The organism is Lysinibacillus sp. fls2-241-R2A-57 (assembly GCF_030209535.1).
Taxonomy (GTDB): Bacteria; Bacillota; Bacilli; order Bacillales_A; family Planococcaceae; genus Lysinibacillus.
In genome coordinates this window covers 16,855-33,144 of sequence record NZ_JARVRU010000082.1, presented here as the reverse complement: position 1 = coordinate 33,144, position 16,290 = coordinate 16,855, and the positions used below count along the sequence as shown (strand labels likewise).

Below are 16,290 nucleotides of genomic sequence, written 5' to 3'. Positions count from 1 at the left end.
ATATGGAGATATTACAAAAGCTGAATAATTGCGTATGAAAGCAAAATTTGACAATTTAGTATGCCTGAGCAAACCAAACTGTATGTTTCGCTTCATTGCCACAGCAAATACATGTAGTTTTCGTAGTTGGTGGGTTAAATGGAATGTTACGAGAAGTATATTTTGTCTCTTCTTTCACTTTTTCCTCGCATGCATCAGCTCCGCACCATCCAGCAAGAATCCAGCCAGGAGTAGATGCATTCTCCTTGGAAGTATTAATATGCTGCTGTAATTCCTGAAGTGTATCGATCGTTGTATGAGCGTTTTCATCACGAAATGTACGTGCTTTTTCAAATAAACGCGTTTGCATCGTTGTTAATTCTAGCTCAATTGCTGAAACAATGTCATTCAGGTCAATGGATTGCTTCTCATCTTCATCTCGTGCTTTTAACAATGCCTGGTTTTTCTCTAAATCACGAGGTCCTAGTTCAATACGAATTGGTACACCTTTTAATTCCCATTCGTTAAATTTGAAGCCAGGTGATTGGTCCGAATCATCTAGACGAACTCGGATTTCCTTCTTTTTAAGGACTGCGAAGATGTCATCTAGTTTCTCCATAATTTCAGGGTTCTTTTTCCATGGACCTACAGGTATTAAGACAACTTGGGTTGGTGCAATTCGTGGCGGTAAAATAAGCCCCTGTTCATCACCGTGAACCATAATGACAGAACCAATTAAGCGTGTGGAAGTCCCCCAAGATGTTGTGTGTACATATTCATGCTGATTGGCTTTATTTAAATATTTTATATCAAAGGCTTCAGCGAACTTTATCCCTAAATAGTGAGAAGTACCAGCTTGTACGGCCTTTCCATTTTTCATCATTGCTTCGATTGAAAATGTATCAACCGCTCCTGCAAAACGTTCTGAAGGTGTTTTTTGTCCATCATAGACAGGAATCGCAAGTAATTCCTCTACAACCTCTTTATAGATAGTTAACATTTGCATTGTTTCTTGACGTGCATCTTCCTCATCAACATGTGCTGTATGGCCCTCTTGCCACAAAAATTCAGATGTTCGAATGAATGGCAGAGTTTTCTTTTCCCAGCGAAAAACATTTGCCCATTGATTAATTAAGACTGGCAAATCACGGTAACTTTTGATCCAATTAGAATATAAATGTCCAATCATCGTTTCGGATGTCGGACGAAGTGCTAAACGTTCTTCTAATTTTTCGCCAGCTGCCTCTGTTACCCAAGGAAGTTCAGGTGAGAAGCCTTCGATATGATCTTTTTCCTTTTGGAAGAAGGATTCAGGGATTAACATAGGGAAATAAGCGTTGCGGTGACCTGTTTCTTTAAAACGGCGGTCCATTTCTTCCTGAATATGTTCCCAAATTTCATAGCCGTCTGGTTTAAATGCGATACAGCCGCGGACCGGAGTATAATCCATTAAATCTGCCTTTTGGATTGTTTCAATGTACCATTTTGAAAAATCATTTTGTTGTGTTGTCATGTTCTTTCCTCCGTTTCTACAGAAAATAAAAAGCACAAAGCTGTCCCTAACATAAGGACGTCTTTGTGCCGAATAAACGTGGTACCACCTTGAATTTAGTTTTAAGAAAAACTTAAAACCCTCAAACGTTTTGTAACGAAAACGACTCGGTTATGTTTGCATAACATCTCCGTGGTAGGTTTCAGATAAGAAGCGGTGATATAGCTCTCAGCGAACGCTATACTCTCTGTTTCACATTTCTTACTTACTTGGCCACATCATCGATTGATATTTTATATAACTTTAGCAAAACAGTTAAATAATATCAATTATTTTTCGGGAAATATCAGAAAATTGTTTTTATTCCTTGTAGACAAAATTGCTTCTAACTAGCCAAAATCCACAAATATTTCAAAGCAATCTTAATAATGGCTCATCATTTGTTAAGTTGATCTTCGTTTCGTCTGAGTGACTCCTTGGGGATTGTAGTGAGTCTTGCGAGCGAAGCGGCTCATCGGACGCTCCCAGTCGGAATGGAAATCACCCCCTCGTTTTGCCGAGAGCCACAAAAAGATTTATCGAAACAAAATCGCTCTTTATCGAAACTTTTTGGGCTTTTATCGAAAAACTAGCTCTTTCTGGGGTACCGTCAGGAAAATGCGGATTTACAACGTTAAGGAATTTTCAATACTAAAAAGCCCAACTTCACCGTTAAATTAATAGAGAAATTGGTCTTTTTCATTAAAAACCATGCTTTGACATTGTCTAAAGCATGGTTTTTATTTAAACTAATATAAATCTGCTAAGTTGATTTTTTTAGCTCATCTATTTATTGAATTCATTAACTGGAAGAAGTATTCAGGTTTGTGAGTCTTATTTAGGTTATACCATGAATATAATGTATCTGGTGCAAATACATCTAATTTTTTCAGTACTTCCATCGCAAATTCCAGAGGAGCTACTCCTGATGCAGTAACCAAATTCTCACCAGATACTGCAGGTCTCATCTCATAATATTTTTCGCCTTTATAATTTGGGCAGACCATTTTAATATACTCTAAGTCATTGCTTGTGTGTTTTCTAGAATCTAAGTATCCCATATTCGCAAGAGCCTCAGTTGCACCACAAATTGCAGCAACAATAGTGCCGAGCTTTAAGGCTTCGCCAATTTTTTTCATGATTGGTTGATGAATAACTTCTCCCCAAGTAGTCCCTCCAGGTAAAATTAAAAGATCTTTACTCTCAAGAGTACATTCATCTAAGGAAATATCTGGTTTTATGCTCAGTCCTCCCATTGTAGTAATCATTTCTTTATTAGCTCCTACTGTAACTACTTTTAAAGGTACTATATCTTTTTTGAAATATCTTCCTGAGTTTAGTTCAGCAATTAAATATCCATATTCCCAGTCCGACATTGTATTAAATACATATAGAAAAACTTTTTTTGTTTGCATCCAATAACACTCCAATCACAATTAATATAGCTATTATAAAATAACTTCCCTGACAGTTAACGTCAGGGAAGTTATCATACTTGATGAAATTTTATTAATTCCGACAGAACTTCAATAAGTCTTTTCTTAAGACTTATTGGCTCAATAACTTTAATAGATTTATTGTACGGTAAAAGTAAATAAGGTACATATGTATGTATCATATCTTTTTCAAGAAGAAAAACTGCTTGATTTGAAGTCCGTTCTTGTAAATAATGTCCTAAAAACCAATGTTGGCAAACATCATTCAGCGTACTTTCATTTCCATTAATAACCAAATAAGTAATCCCTTCCTGATCTTCTATAGTTGGAAGGAGGTTATTCATAAAAAAGTCACGTGCTGAAAAATTTTCTGGCCGGTTAAACTTATTTTCGGTTAGCATTAGACTTTCAATTCGATCTACTCTAAAACTACGGATATCATTCCTAAGATGACAAAATCCAATCACATACCACTTATTATTCCAATAGATAATTCTGTACGGATCGACCAATCTATAATTTAATTGCTTTTCGCCACTTTTATGGTAAAGAATTTTTACTGAGTACCCGTCAGCTACAGCCTGCTCCAACTCCTTCAAAAAAGGTTCCATAGAGGGTGAACTTAATCGACTTATTACTTCAAGACTAGTTAAATGTTGATTTATCTTTGTTTCCTGCTCTTGATTTGAGTATTTACTTAGTTTTGAAATGGCCCTATTTAGTGCTTCACCTCCATAATATCCGGCTTCTTCTGCAAAAACAGCAGCGTGAAATAGTGAAGTTTGCTCTTCAAAATCAAAAAAAAGAGGAGCCTCAATAAAATTGTTCAATAAAGTGTATCCACCGTTATGTCCTGGTTCTGAAATGATAGGTACGCCACTTGTTGAAATTGTATCAATATAACGATACACAGTCCTTATATTCATCTCTAACTTTTCTGAAATTTGTTTTGCAGTAATTTTTTCACCTGAACGAAGCATCCATAGAATTGCTAACATATTGTCAATTTTAGGCATATAATTCCACCTCTATATGAAATTTATTTTCTATTATATATTTCCGATTTTTGGTATATCTCATCAAATGTTCCTTTCCGATTGCTTTCTATATAATGAGGACCTAGAACATTTGTGATTTCACAAATTTGATTTACAGTCATTTCTCCCTCTTTATAAAGCTTTACTGCATAATTCATTCCTGCATGATTTTTATGGTACTTCTTTAACCGACCTTTAAACTTTCCTTCTTTCTTAGCCAATTCAATCCCTTCACGCTGCAGCATACGGATAAGATCACGTTCTAATTGGTTTACACCCGCCATACTGACGGGTACCCCTTTCTATACATATTATGGTGATAAGCCACAAAATGCTCATTTCTAGAATAGTGCTCCCTTTCGACTTTAATATGAAGATTTATTCTTTACCTTCCATAATAGAAAGAGAATCAAGGTAACAATAATGATTACATATTTCCACTTAAGATCAACTTGCATAAAACCATATATTGCGCTTGCTTCTATAATAAGTGACGGTATTTTCCCTAGCGTACTAGCAACTGTAAATATACCAAGAGAAACTTTTGAAAATGCACATCCTAACGTTATAACACCAGATGGAACAAATGGGAGAATTCTTAAGCATAAAATAACCCAAAATGCATTATATCCCTCAAGCTGCTTTAATTTTAAAATTACTGGATGTTGGTAATCACTATGTCTCCATTTCTTTAACCCTTTTCTATATAAAATAAAGCTAATTAATGCGCCTAACCCCTCACCGATAATAGAAACGATTAAACCGTTATATAGACCAAAAATTGTTAGGTTTCCTGCTGTAATAAATACACTTGGTAGTACGCCTATAATACTCACTACTATATTAATGAATAAACTTAAAAAGACTGCAAACGGACCAGCCTGTTCCAATAATTGAAAAAAAGTTTCTTGCATAGTACATCTCTTTCTTCTTTCTTATTTTTATATTAATCATAAAATAAAATTACAACATAAACAAACCTGGTAGATTTCAAATTATTGAATGAAGTGACTACGATTAAAAGTGGCTATTGGACATCTCTAAATGTAATTGAAATATTTGGCAGGACTTTTAAAATCGTATATGTCAAATTACCCTTCCAACTATTATCCAAATAATCCATAAACACTTAGTGGATCTTGTCTAAAATTAAAGACAAGATCCTCCATATTCACTACATACAGCTATCTACAATCAACTGCGTAAAGGCTTCTACCGATAATGGCTTACTGAAGAAATAGCCCTGAACGAAATCGCAGCCATGCTCACGTAGCACATTTAATTCAGCTTCTTCTTCGACACCTTCAGCTACTACTTGAAGATTTAAGGCATGTGCTAGAGAAATCATGGCTGAAATCATAGCAATTCCTGATTTTTCAGGCACAATATCTTGGACAAATGCACGATCTATTTTTAAGACATCGACTGGGAATGTCTTTAAATAATTCAGTGACGAATAACCAGTTCCGAAATCATCTATTGAAATTGTAATACCAAGTGCTCTTAATTGATTAATGGTATTAATTAAATCTTCCGTATAATCCAGCATACTCATTTCTGTAATTTCAATTTCTAAAAAGTGCGGATCAATTTTTGTTTCGGCAATCACTTCTTGTACCATAGCGGCAAATCCTGGTGTACTAATATGTATCGGTGAAATGTTTACAGCTACTCGTAAGTTTAAATTATGTATCTCATTCCAAGCACGTGCCTGAGCAGATGCTTTTCTTAATACCCACACACCTATGTCATTAATAAGCCTACATTCCTCAGCAAATGGAATAAAACGATCTGGTGACATCTGGCCTAGTTCAGGATCATACCAGCGAAGTAATGCCTCCATGCCAGTCATTTTATTCGTTTTTAAATTGATTTTTGGCTGATAATGTAACTCTAAACTATCTCTTCTTAACGCTTGATGTAATTTTGTTTCAAGTAAAAGCCATTGATTATTGATTTCATCCAAATTCGGTCGGTACAAGCGATATTGATTACCACGTGTAGATTTCGCAGCATACATGGCGGTATCTGCATTCTTCAATAATGCCTCTATGGAGTTTGCATGATCTGGGAAAATACTAATCCCCATACTAATGCTTGCAGAGAATTCATATGTATCGACTATAAAACTCTCATTAAAGACGTTGATTATTTCCCTGGCCTTCTCCTCAATACGGTCAACATCATTTAGTATCATGACAAATTCATCACTATTGTGGCGGTAGATGGAATTAGATGTATAATCAACGTTGCGAAGACGCTCCGCCATTTCCACTAAGAACATATCCCCTATGATATGACCAAGTCCATCGTTTATGTTTTTAAAACGATTCACATCAATGAAAAATAACGCAAACTTTTTGCCAGTGCAACGAGATTGATGCAATTCATATTCTAAACGTTGGTCTAATTTACGACGATTGGGTAGCCCTGTTAATTCATCTTGATAAGCAATATGGGTAATCTTTTTTAAATCCTTTTGTGCGGTAATATCGACCCGTATAGCAATATATTGATACGGTTTACCAAAGTCATCAAGAAAAGGAAAGATCGTTGTCTTCACCCAATAAAGACCGCCGTCCTTTGCGCGATTGCATACCTCGCCATTCCACATTTCACCCTTACCTATAGTTTTCCACATCTCTCTAAAGAAAGATTTTGGATGAAATCCTGAATTGAGTAAACGGTGATCCTGCCCTAATAATTCTTCACGAGTATATTTAGAAATCTTGCAAAAATGATCATTAACAAACGTGATTTTCCCAGTTCGATCTGTAATCGCTACGATGATTGAACTGTTCATCGCTGAAAAGATATCTTGTAATTCTTTTAGACTGTAGGTAACTTGATTGATATTACTAGGCGTGATATTCATCATTTTCATTCTCATTCTCCGTTCATTAAAATAAGAAAAGTTTGGTACTTTTGCTTTATATTAAAGCGAGGTATATAGTTGTAGGATATCGCCTTTTTTTCTGTAATTTAATTATAGTCTGAGAAAAGCAGTTAATTCAACCTAAATATCAAAACATTCAAATCTGCATTTGATGATTATCAATAAAACGGACAAAAAATAAGGTCTTTCAACTTACTAAAAAAGACATTATTTTAATTGTTTGATTACTTTAGAACTATTATGTATATTATATTTAGCCTATTTATCTTAGAATATATGATTTTACTGTATTTATACGATACTTGAATAATTTCTTTGTGATAATTAACAAAAATGCCTTACTGTCACATACTGGCAGTAAGGCATTTTATAAGTTAAGAGACTTCATATTCTATTGGACCTCCAAATGTTTTGGCTCGTTCATTGTAAGCATTTAATTGCTCATGAGATAAGTTTAAAATGTAATAGTGAAAATTTATTGGCTCTAAATCGTGTTTCTCACATATTTGTCGATAAAATTCATAGCCTTCTCGATAATCTGTCATACTAATAACTTCCTTTCATTTGTGCAGCTTCGTTATAATACTCTAATTGTTCTTGCGATAATTGATTGACATAATAATAGAAATTAATGGGTTCTAAATCAAATTGCTCGTATTGCTCTAAATCAATTTCGCCTTGGCGTAATTGCGTCTGGATTTTGAATTGTGCTAGCACAATTCATTCCTTTCAAAATCCATGACATCCGCCAGAGGCTTTATCTTCATTTGGAGACCAACTGCAAAGGAACCACATCCTCATTCATCACACACCTTTAAAGGTGGATTGAATGAAGATAAAATTCATGACCAGATTTATAGTGTGACATATGCATCTCACTCCTTTTGTTATATAACAGAATTTATATTTTTAAATAATATATAACAGATAGTTAATTCTGTCAACAAATTGTCTGATATTTCTCTCAAATGTACAAAAGCCCAGTCCATTTAAGTTAGTATGGCTGGGCTTTTTATAAAATATTCACATCGGCGTCCGTAATAACCACATCCTTTAATAACAATAACTATTAAATACCTAATTGTTTTGCTTGCATGTTGTAAGCTGAAAGTTGCTGCTGTGATAACTGTAACACATAATAGCGGAATGAAATTGGTTCTAAACCATAGCGCTCACACATTTCACAATAAAAATCATAACCATCACGATACTTTGACATTAGAATTCCTCCCTGAATTAAACTGTTTTATAACAGTTGTTATTATTTTTATTTAATATATAACAGATTGTTTCTTTCGTCAAGTGGTTGTTTCAATAAAAAAAGCCAATTTCTCTAAAGTAATACTGAGAAATTGGACCCTCCACCATTTTTTTAAAAAATCGTAGTATCATTTCTTTAACAAACTGTCTCGTTTTTCTTTTTTCATTCTTTGTATTGCGTCTACTGCTTGTTGTTAATGCTCAACCTCTAAACACATTTTGATTTCTAATATTTGTACTATATGTCGTTGCTCATGCAAATAAATTTGTTCAACCCATTGATCCAGAGGTAGTTCACCTAGAGCAGGATGTTTCACGGATTTTTCTGCTAATATGGATTTATCTTCAATTGTATCAAGGAAAGTTGTTAATTTCTTTCTCGAATCGTTAAGCATCTCCATTATTTGCTGAACTGTAAAGAAGTCTTCAGCTGGTTCAACAATTTTTGGAGCTGTTATTTTCTTTGTTCGATCTACGATAAGTTGAACATTTTTGCGTTCCGTTTGCTTACTATCTTCTTGTTTTAATCCCCATGCAATCGCCTTTACTGTAGACTCTTCTACTAAAGCTAGGTGATGGCAAATTTGGGCTATACTCCAACTTCTTAAATCAGGCTTATCATTCAATTGACTGTCACTTAATAACTCAATTTCCTTAACTAAAATATTTCTCGTTTTACACAGATGATCATTTATTAATTGATTCATACACTACTCTCCTCTCCTCACCAAAAGTTTTGGTTCCTATTCTGTATATGTTCTATACAATGTAAAGTATTCTCTTCGATTATATAAATCTCCTTTAAAATTATCTTTCTCGCACAATATTGAATGGATTATTTTCGAGTACATGTTGTAGCTCTTCATCCTCAATATGTGTGTAGATTTGTGTCGTTGCAACACTTGAATGGCCAAGTATATGCTGAAGACTTCGAATATCTGCGCCTGATTTATACATCATTGTAGCGGATGTGTGTCGTAATTTATGAGGTGTCAGTCGTTCTTTTTGAAGTCCGGATTGCTGATTAATTTGTTTAACAATTTTCGCAACGGTTTGACGTGTAAAGCGTGTTCCCTTTTGTGAGACAAAAAGGGGCTCCTCGCCATCACCTTTATACGTTGTCTTTCCACTATTTTCATAGTCTGCAAGCGCCTGCATACAGCTATCATTCAAGTAAACTGTCCGTTCTTTATTACCTTTACCAACAACAGTTAAGTAGCGCCCTTGTATAGATGACCTTTGTAGCTGACAAAGCTCTGTTACACGAATACCTAAATTTAAGAAAAACATCATCATACAATAATTTCTTGGAGATGCACGATTTGGCTGGATACCATCGATAAATTGAGTGGCTTCTTCAAGATTCATATAGATAGGTCTTTTTCGTCCAATCTTTGGTGTCTCTAATTCATCAGCGGGATTTTCCTCAAGAAGTCGGCGTTTCCCTTTAAGATATTTAAAATATGATTTTAACGTTGCAACCTTTCGTGCTCTCGCAGATGCAGAATTTCCACGCTGCACCTCGCAATACTCCATAAATAAATAAAGATCCTCCAGTGTAATCTCTCTGATTTCTTCTATTGTAATTGTAGAAATATCTATTTTCGTTATATCTGATATGTCATGATCATTTTGGATTGCTATGTAAAAACGGAAGAATAATGTCAAATCATATTCGTATTCTTTTCTTGTGCGCTGAGACTTCCCTTTAATCGTCGTTAAATAGACAAGGAAGTCCCTCATTATTTTAGGAAGTTTAGTCTTTTCCATAAAATCACCTCTATTTGCTCTATTTTACCACGAAAAACGTTCCCAAATATAAATTTGGGAACTTTATAGTGAAAAAAATGCCCTTTTTTCGAAAATCAGAACAAACGTTCTTGCTGTGAAAAGTAAAAAAGATGATTCTCTTTTAGAAAGAAAATCATCTTTTTTTAAAGTTTTAATGAAAGTTTCAATTTTTAGGCATAAAGTGCAGAAAAAATGAATATTTAAATCTAGTGTACTTAAATCCTGTGAGACGATTCGAAAAAAGAAAAGATGGGTAACTATACGTGTCGATTTGTCTCACAATGCGCATGGAATTATCTGGTTTTTATTGATTCAGAGGCATTATTTATCTGTGCGAAAGCGAATTACTTAACAAAAATACTATATGTCCCATCTACTTGTTTTTCTAGAGACCAGTTTGTTGATAGCATTTGTTGAAGATTCGCGATATTTTCCTTACTACAAGTTAAATGCTGGATACCTGTTTCTAATAATTGATAATCTTTACCTTCTTCTAATTGAAAACGAAGATACAGTAAACGCTGAATGCCTGGCAAAGTTACATATTTGATACGATAGTTACCATGCAGAGCGTCTAAGAACGTTTGTTCTCCATCTTGATAAAGTGCCATTGTTTCGGAAAATTCATAGTTTGGTACTTTTTCCTGCCAGACTGCTACATCCCCTGTATGCAATGTGTGTACAATTTCCTCATCAGTTAAACCTAATTTTGAAAGCTTGTCTAACTCATAAGCTTGCATTAAATTAATGATTGTCATTTTTTAAAGCTCCTTTTATGTATTTATCTTCATTCCTCTAAAAGTGGTGAGATGAATGCAGATGTGGTTCCTTCTCAATTGGTGCTAAAGGAAGATAAAGCCTTTGGCGGATGACACAGATTTTGAAAGGAATAAAATAGGTGCGAGCACAATTCGAAATCCGGACTCAATTACGCCAAGGCGAAATTGATTCATATTTAGTTTAACACGTTTTCTCTACTACTTAAATTCGGAGGGCGATCCATATGATGAAATTCTATGAATCTGGTTTGTTTTTTGATGAAATGTTAGATGGCAATCAACCGAAGCCTCATTATCGGTCTTTCCACCATAAGCTCAATGCATTCTCGAAGGAACAATTAAATGAAAAATACCAGCAAGCACAATCAAGCTTCCTGAGACAAGGCATTACATTTACCGTATACGGAGCACAAGGTGGCACAGAGCGGACTATGCCCTTTGATTTTATCCCTATTATTATTCCACATGAACAGTGGGAAGTAATTGAAGCTGGTATGAAGCAACGTGTGAAAGCTTTAAATTGCTTTTTACAGGATGTCTATCATAAACAGTCCATTTTTCAGGATGGGCTTATTCCGAAACGATTGATTGAGAACAATCCGTACTATTATAAAGAAATGGTTGGTGTAAAAGTACCGATCGATAATCATATTTTTTTAGCTGGCATTGATTTAATTCGTGATGAAAACGGTATTTATTACGTGTTAGAGGATAATTTACGTAATCCTTCAGGTATTTCTTATGTCTTTCAAAATCGATATGTCATGAAGGAAGTGTATCCTGAATTTTTCTCTAAACATACCATCCAGTCACTTGACAAACAAATGGCCTTTATGAAGAAGGCACTTCTTTCTCATCGGCCACCCTGTATGGAGCTAAGTGTAGAACCTAAGGCTGTTCTATTAACTGCAGGTATGTATAATTCAGCATATTATGATCATGTTTTCTTAGCACAGCAGCTCAATATTCAGCTTGTCGAGGGTCGTGATTTAGTTGTTCAAGATAATAAGGTGTATATGAAGACTATTTATGGTCTAGAGCAAATTGATATTATTTATCGTCGAATTGATGATGATTTTTTAGATCCTGTTGTTTTCCGTGAGGATTCTTTACTTGGAGTACCTCATATCATGGATGCTTATAAGGCTGGAAATATAGCTATTTTAAATGCTGTTGGTAACGGTGTTGCCGATGATAAAGCGATGTATACCTATGTGCCGGATATGATTCGCTACTATTTAAATGAGGAGCCTATTTTACGTAATGTGAAGACTTATCATCTTGATGATGACAGACAGCGTGAATGGGTTCTTGAGCATATGAAAGAGCTTGTCATAAAAAATGTTAGTGCCTCTGGTGGCTATGATATGCTAATTGGTCCACATGCAAGCGATGAAGAAATTGCGATATTTAAAGAAAAAATTATAGAAAACCCGTGTCAATACATTGCACAACCGACGATTAACTTGTCAAGAGCACCTGCTTTCCAGGATGGAAGATTGTACCCTTGCCATGTCGATTTGCGTGTATATGTGATGAAGGGTGAGGATATTTATGTGCTTCCTGGCGGTTTATCTCGTGTGGCACTGAAAGAAGGATCTTTAGTCGTGAATTCATCACAGGGTGGAGGAGCAAAAGATACATGGATATTAAAGGAGGAATTACAGTATGCTAAGTCGAGTAGCCGATGCACTATACTGGATGGCAAGATATAGTGAACGAACACAAACGAATGCACATATATTACAAGTACAGCTGTTGAATATGTTGGAGCAATCTGGTAAAGAAAATGAATACATCGACCATTGGGAAGCGGTGTTGAATATTTGTGCCTCGAAGGAAGAATACTTGACCTTTTATGAATCCATTCGAGTTAATCCACTTATCGACTATCTACTCTTTTCTGAAAAGAACTGTAACGCCCTTCATGCTACTTTACGTGCGGTTAGGGAAAATGCACGTGTCACTCGTGATAGCATCCCGATTGAGCTTTGGGAATTGCAAAATGCCTTTTATTTATCTTTACAGCAAGAAATAATCGGACGTGAAAGACCAATTCCACTTATCGTACTGAACTCTTTTTTACAAAATGTTCGAAAGACTTCGTTGACAGTTACAGGGCTTATCGAAGGCTCGATGGATCGAGATTTACCTTTTTATTTCATACAAGTTGGAAAATGGTTAGAACGAGCTGAAAAGACGATTCGTATGGCTTTAATTGTACTGGAGCAACATAAGGAGGTAGCCATCTCCCTAATTGAAGCGGACGGAACGTTTTTACTCGATTTATCAGAGGCAACGGAGGCTTATTCGCGGAAGCACCGCCAAACAAATTTACTTTGTGTCATTCAATATTTATTACAGGATAAGCATTTCCCACGTTCAGTGATGTTTTGCTTACAAAAATTAGAAGAATCGTTTAGTTGTTTAGAAAACGATCCTCTTTCAGCAAGATTTTTAGAGCTTCATACCCCATTAAAAAGTTTATTATTTGCCATGATGAATGTGGACTTATGGAATATTACCTTAGAGGAAACTATTCTGCTAATGGAGGAAAGATTGTGTCAATGTATTGATTTTGGAAATACATTTGCTACAATTTATCATTTATATGAACCCAGCGTACAACCTTGAAAGGAATCAACCTCAGCTCCCTTTCAACAAGCAAGTCAGTAATCAAAAGGAAACGGACACAATGAAATTTGAAATTCAACATACTAATATCTTTCAATATGAGTCTGAAGTCGATCAAAGCTTAAATACAATCCGCTTGAAGCCAAGAGGCGATGAGCGCCAGCGCTTATTATCCTATCGAATTGCCATTACACCTTCATCTTTAACGCGTGAGCATACAGATATTTGGGGCAATACGGTTGGCACTTTTTATATACCTGAGCAGCACCAAGAGCTAGAAATTCAAACGACATCTATTGTCAGCATTCAACGTGCACCCTTTATTCATCGCATTCAATATTCACCCGAGATGCAGACGATTTTTCACTCTCAGCTATTTTATGAGCATTATTTGCCCTATTTAAAGTCTACACATTTTACGTATATGACAGAAAATCAGTTAGAGGAAGTTTATCATGCGATTGGCCATGCTGAAAATCCTGTGCTATTTTCGTTAAATTTAATGCAATATTTATACTCAACATTTGAATATAATCCTGGTGCGACCGACGTTACGACAACTGCAAGTCAAGCCTTTGCCCTTAAGCGAGGTGTTTGTCAGGATTTCACACATGTCATGCTTGCGATATTAAGAGCAAAAGGAATTCCAGCTCGCTATGTTAGCGGTTATTTATACGTTGACGAAAACTCCGCCTTAATCGGAGATATTGCAACCCATGCTTGGGTAGAAGTCATGATACCAGGAATCGGTTGGATTGGTCTGGATCCAACCAATAATGTAGAAGTATTAGAAAATCACATTATTTTATGCATTGGCCGTGATTATTCTGATATAAGCCCGGTTGAAGGTGTTTATTCAGGTGGAAAACATGATTTAACAGTTAAAGTGAGCGTTAAAGCAGTGAATCATTTGTAACACAAAAGTCGGTTCTCCTTTCCATATAGGAATCCGACTTTTTTAGATGGTTTATAGCATGGTCCTTAGTTTTAGTTATCAGAAAATTTATTAACAAGTTTAATATTTAATTATCAATCTTTTCTAAATAATTTGTTATTGTATTAATAAATTTGTTATAGTCTGGGTTCCATAATTCATGCCCCGACTCTGAAAATTCTATAACTTCAACATTCTTCAAGTGACTTTTATATTTTTCTACATCATCTGTGTTTAGTAAAGATCCCTCAGTACCTCCCTTAAGAACTAAGACAGGACAACCAATTTCCTTTAATTCTTCCCATAAAACAATATCCTGTGAATCTTTCTGAATACCTCTAATTACATGATCTTTGCCCTCTTCTACAAATTTTCCAACGGCTTCTATCCATGTTTCTTGAATTAGAGGATATTTTGCAGGATAATCACATAATATTAGCCCCTTAATTTCGTTAGGATTCATGGCAGCATATTTTATCGCATAGGCAACACCCATAGAGTATGCCATTAAACAGTAGGCATTAATATTTCTCTCCTTTATAACTGAAGTAATATCCATTATATGTTCTTCAAAAGTGTAACCACTTTTTGGAGCTTCACTTTTTCCTCTCCCTCTTAAACTTATAGAGATACACTGTCTAGGAAAAAGAGACCCCATTTCTTCAATAAATTGTTCGGCATTTCCCATAGCACCAGGGATATACACAAGAGGTAATAATTTTTGATTAAAGTTCGTTGTTTCAATATATTGGATCTTAACATCATTATTTGTAAACCTTTCAATTGAACGCATATAGATCCCCATTTCAGTTTTCTAGATTCTCTTAAAAATATCTTTTTCGACTCTTTTGTTCGAAAATTTCCCGATGATACTTAAAAAGTTATTCAAAACGTCCATGTCTTTCAGTAAGCACCCATTTTCGTACATAACCCATTTTTTCCTGAATATTTTCGATTGTTTTTTCACTTTGAAAAGCCTTTTGCATGACAGTGTAGCGCAAATCTGTTGCTCTAACATTCGTTCCGATATCCTTAGACATCGTTTGGAAAATTCGCTCAATTGTTTTCGTCGTGATGGATTTTGATTGACTAGCCTCGCTCACCCAAACCCATTCTCCCACCTTTTGTTCATGTAATTCCTCGGTTGCTTTTTTATAATGCGTTAGCATGTCCATTAAGATCGAAGAAAGCTTTATTTCTCTACGCCCGTTGTGGTTTGAAATATAGATTAAGGAAGAGTCGATGGTCATATGAGACCACTTCATACGTACAAGCTCTGCTGGCTTACATCCTGTTTCCATCAGCATTTGGACAATGCAGCCATTACGTCTTGCTAGCCACGCATGCTCCGTTGTTTTAGCGTATTGAAAATAGGTTGGCCAGACAGTTGCAATTTGCATCAATTGCTTCTTTGTCAGTACTTTTAACGCCTCTTTTTGCCTCTTTTTTGGCTGTAAAATGCTCTCGTAATCAAAATGCTCAACCCATTCTCTTAAAAAGACAAAGTCTACAAAGCCTCGTAATGTAGCAATTTTATGATTAAATGTGTTGACATTTGTGTACGTTTCCTTCAAATGATTGCTATACGTAAATAACAATTCCTTTAAATGATGATCCACATACGAGTAGTTTTTCTCATGAGCAAACGCTAAAAATTGCTGTCCATCGATATTGTATTGCTTTTTGGTAGCTGCACTTTTCTTTAAAGAGTTTAAAAGTAATAAATAGCTGTTCCATGCCTTCTCCAGTGTGACCATCTTGCACCCTCCTTGTTAACTGTGCGTATTTTAATTATAGTTTACTATATTTTGGGTGCGTACGTTTTATTTATTTATATAAACAATAGTGTCGGATAATCTGTATTATTGTTACGCTATCCCGCTTCAAGTGTTCAAATGCTTCTTTTACAATGAAGAAACAAATGTTCCTAGAGCAGTGTCTCACATCTTTTGTTTTCTTACAATAGCAATTTCCCTTACTCTGTTGTAGTACAATTTCTTTAAAATGACCTTA

The 16,290-nt window shown here is 35.2% G+C and carries 16 protein-coding genes, 1 pseudogene and 1 other annotated feature; of the genes and pseudogenes, 3 read left to right on the top strand and 14 right to left on the bottom strand.

The window, feature by feature from the left end:
- Positions 1 to 55: 55 nt before the first annotated feature.
- From proS to QRN68_RS14040, 12 genes and pseudogenes are all read right to left on the bottom strand, one after another.
- On the bottom strand, positions 56 to 1,492 hold the full coding sequence (proS, locus tag QRN68_RS14095) for a proline--tRNA ligase (RefSeq protein ID WP_285397527.1): 1,437 nt from the start codon (positions 1,490 to 1,492) through the stop codon (positions 56 to 58).
- 50 nt (positions 1,493 to 1,542) lie between these two features.
- Positions 1,543 to 1,762: a binding site (T-box leader), on the bottom strand.
- Positions 1,763 to 2,292: 530 nt separating this feature from the next.
- Positions 2,293 to 2,925 (bottom strand): type 1 glutamine amidotransferase family protein, encoded by a 633-nt coding sequence (locus tag QRN68_RS14090; RefSeq protein WP_285397526.1) that lies wholly within the window; start codon positions 2,923 to 2,925, stop codon positions 2,293 to 2,295.
- A 74-nt stretch (positions 2,926 to 2,999) separates the two neighbouring features.
- A complete protein-coding gene (locus QRN68_RS14085; RefSeq protein WP_285397525.1) occupies positions 3,000 to 3,962 on the bottom strand; it encodes a helix-turn-helix transcriptional regulator in 963 nt (320 codons plus the stop codon).
- Positions 3,963 to 4,025: 63 nt separating this feature from the next.
- Positions 4,026 to 4,267 (bottom strand): annotated as a pseudogene (locus QRN68_RS14080) (helix-turn-helix domain-containing protein); the annotation flags it as partial.
- A gap of 81 nt (positions 4,268 to 4,348) precedes the next feature.
- Positions 4,349 to 4,897, bottom strand: coding sequence for a TVP38/TMEM64 family protein (locus QRN68_RS14075; RefSeq protein WP_285397524.1), 549 nt, complete (start codon positions 4,895 to 4,897; stop codon positions 4,349 to 4,351).
- Between the two features lie 260 nt (positions 4,898 to 5,157).
- Entirely contained in the window at positions 5,158 to 6,867 is a 1,710-nt protein-coding gene (locus QRN68_RS14070; protein ID WP_285397523.1) for a putative bifunctional diguanylate cyclase/phosphodiesterase, read from the bottom strand.
- A gap of 386 nt (positions 6,868 to 7,253) precedes the next feature.
- Positions 7,254 to 7,424 (bottom strand): transcriptional regulator, encoded by a 171-nt coding sequence (locus tag QRN68_RS14065; RefSeq protein WP_285397522.1) that lies wholly within the window; start codon positions 7,422 to 7,424, stop codon positions 7,254 to 7,256.
- Position 7,425: 1 nt separating this feature from the next.
- Positions 7,426 to 7,596 carry a transcriptional regulator gene (locus QRN68_RS14060; RefSeq protein WP_285397521.1) on the bottom strand — a complete coding sequence of 57 codons (171 nt, stop codon included), beginning with the start codon at positions 7,594 to 7,596 and terminating at the stop codon, positions 7,426 to 7,428.
- A 352-nt stretch (positions 7,597 to 7,948) separates the two neighbouring features.
- Positions 7,949 to 8,098, bottom strand: coding sequence for a transcriptional regulator (locus QRN68_RS14055; RefSeq protein ID WP_274797201.1), 150 nt, complete (start codon positions 8,096 to 8,098; stop codon positions 7,949 to 7,951).
- A gap of 235 nt (positions 8,099 to 8,333) precedes the next feature.
- A complete protein-coding gene (locus QRN68_RS14050; RefSeq protein WP_285397520.1) occupies positions 8,334 to 8,846 on the bottom strand; it encodes a DinB family protein in 513 nt (170 codons plus the stop codon).
- 100 nt (positions 8,847 to 8,946) lie between these two features.
- Positions 8,947 to 9,909, bottom strand: a complete 963-nt coding sequence (locus tag QRN68_RS14045) for a tyrosine recombinase XerC (protein WP_285397519.1) — start codon at positions 9,907 to 9,909, stop codon at positions 8,947 to 8,949.
- Positions 9,910 to 10,274: 365 nt separating this feature from the next.
- Positions 10,275 to 10,688 (bottom strand): hypothetical protein, encoded by a 414-nt coding sequence (locus QRN68_RS14040; RefSeq protein WP_285397518.1) that lies wholly within the window; start codon positions 10,686 to 10,688, stop codon positions 10,275 to 10,277.
- A gap of 245 nt (positions 10,689 to 10,933) precedes the next feature.
- Between QRN68_RS14040 and QRN68_RS14035 the strand changes: the two genes are divergently transcribed.
- From QRN68_RS14035 to QRN68_RS14025, 3 genes are all read left to right on the top strand, one after another.
- Positions 10,934 to 12,424: a circularly permuted type 2 ATP-grasp protein gene (locus QRN68_RS14035; RefSeq protein ID WP_285397517.1), complete on the top strand. Its 1,491-nt coding sequence runs from the start codon at positions 10,934 to 10,936 to the stop codon at positions 12,422 to 12,424.
- On the top strand, positions 12,378 to 13,343 hold the full coding sequence (locus tag QRN68_RS14030; RefSeq protein WP_285397516.1) for an alpha-E domain-containing protein: 966 nt from the start codon (positions 12,378 to 12,380) through the stop codon (positions 13,341 to 13,343). The genes QRN68_RS14035 and QRN68_RS14030 overlap by 47 nt, the downstream gene beginning before the upstream one ends.
- Positions 13,344 to 13,404: 61 nt before the next feature.
- Positions 13,405 to 14,259 (top strand): transglutaminase family protein, encoded by an 855-nt coding sequence (locus tag QRN68_RS14025; RefSeq protein ID WP_285397515.1) that lies wholly within the window; start codon positions 13,405 to 13,407, stop codon positions 14,257 to 14,259.
- 106 nt (positions 14,260 to 14,365) lie between these two features.
- Here QRN68_RS14025 and QRN68_RS14020 read toward each other — a convergent pair whose 3' ends face one another.
- Both QRN68_RS14020 and QRN68_RS14015 read right to left on the bottom strand, forming a co-directional pair.
- Positions 14,366 to 15,070 carry an alpha/beta fold hydrolase gene (locus QRN68_RS14020; RefSeq protein ID WP_285397514.1) on the bottom strand — a complete coding sequence of 235 codons (705 nt, stop codon included), beginning with the start codon at positions 15,068 to 15,070 and terminating at the stop codon, positions 14,366 to 14,368.
- An 88-nt stretch (positions 15,071 to 15,158) separates the two neighbouring features.
- A complete protein-coding gene (locus QRN68_RS14015; protein ID WP_285397513.1) occupies positions 15,159 to 16,034 on the bottom strand; it encodes a tyrosine-type recombinase/integrase in 876 nt (291 codons plus the stop codon).
- Positions 16,035 to 16,290 lie beyond the last annotated feature (256 nt).

What these genes read in the sequence shown, in the direction of transcription:
- QRN68_RS14065 (WP_285397522.1), bottom strand. Translation starts at nt 7,424, where the DNA reads ATGACAGATTATCGAGAAGGCTATGAATTTTATCGACAAATATGTGAG.
- QRN68_RS14025 (WP_285397515.1), top strand. Translation starts at nt 13,405, where the DNA reads ATGAAATTTGAAATTCAACATACTAATATCTTTCAATATGAGTCTGAA.
- QRN68_RS14015 (WP_285397513.1), bottom strand. Translation starts at nt 16,034, where the DNA reads ATGGTCACACTGGAGAAGGCATGGAACAGCTATTTATTACTTTTAAAC.
- QRN68_RS14045 (WP_285397519.1), bottom strand. Translation starts at nt 9,909, where the DNA reads ATGGAAAAGACTAAACTTCCTAAAATAATGAGGGACTTCCTTGTCTAT.
- QRN68_RS14070 (WP_285397523.1), bottom strand. Translation starts at nt 6,867, where the DNA reads ATGAAAATGATGAATATCACGCCTAGTAATATCAATCAAGTTACCTAC.
- QRN68_RS14030 (WP_285397516.1), top strand. Translation starts at nt 12,378, where the DNA reads ATGCTAAGTCGAGTAGCCGATGCACTATACTGGATGGCAAGATATAGT.
- QRN68_RS14050 (WP_285397520.1), bottom strand. Translation starts at nt 8,846, where the DNA reads ATGAATCAATTAATAAATGATCATCTGTGTAAAACGAGAAATATTTTA.
- QRN68_RS14075 (WP_285397524.1), bottom strand. Translation starts at nt 4,897, where the DNA reads ATGCAAGAAACTTTTTTTCAATTATTGGAACAGGCTGGTCCGTTTGCA.
- QRN68_RS14055 (WP_274797201.1), bottom strand. Translation starts at nt 8,098, where the DNA reads ATGTCAAAGTATCGTGATGGTTATGATTTTTATTGTGAAATGTGTGAG.
- QRN68_RS14035 (WP_285397517.1), top strand. Translation starts at nt 10,934, where the DNA reads ATGATGAAATTCTATGAATCTGGTTTGTTTTTTGATGAAATGTTAGAT.
- QRN68_RS14020 (WP_285397514.1), bottom strand. Translation starts at nt 15,070, where the DNA reads ATGCGTTCAATTGAAAGGTTTACAAATAATGATGTTAAGATCCAATAT.
- QRN68_RS14085 (WP_285397525.1), bottom strand. Translation starts at nt 3,962, where the DNA reads ATGCCTAAAATTGACAATATGTTAGCAATTCTATGGATGCTTCGTTCA.
- QRN68_RS14090 (WP_285397526.1), bottom strand. Translation starts at nt 2,925, where the DNA reads ATGCAAACAAAAAAAGTTTTTCTATATGTATTTAATACAATGTCGGAC.
- QRN68_RS14040 (WP_285397518.1), bottom strand. Translation starts at nt 10,688, where the DNA reads ATGACAATCATTAATTTAATGCAAGCTTATGAGTTAGACAAGCTTTCA.
- proS (WP_285397527.1), bottom strand. Translation starts at nt 1,492, where the DNA reads ATGACAACACAACAAAATGATTTTTCAAAATGGTACATTGAAACAATC.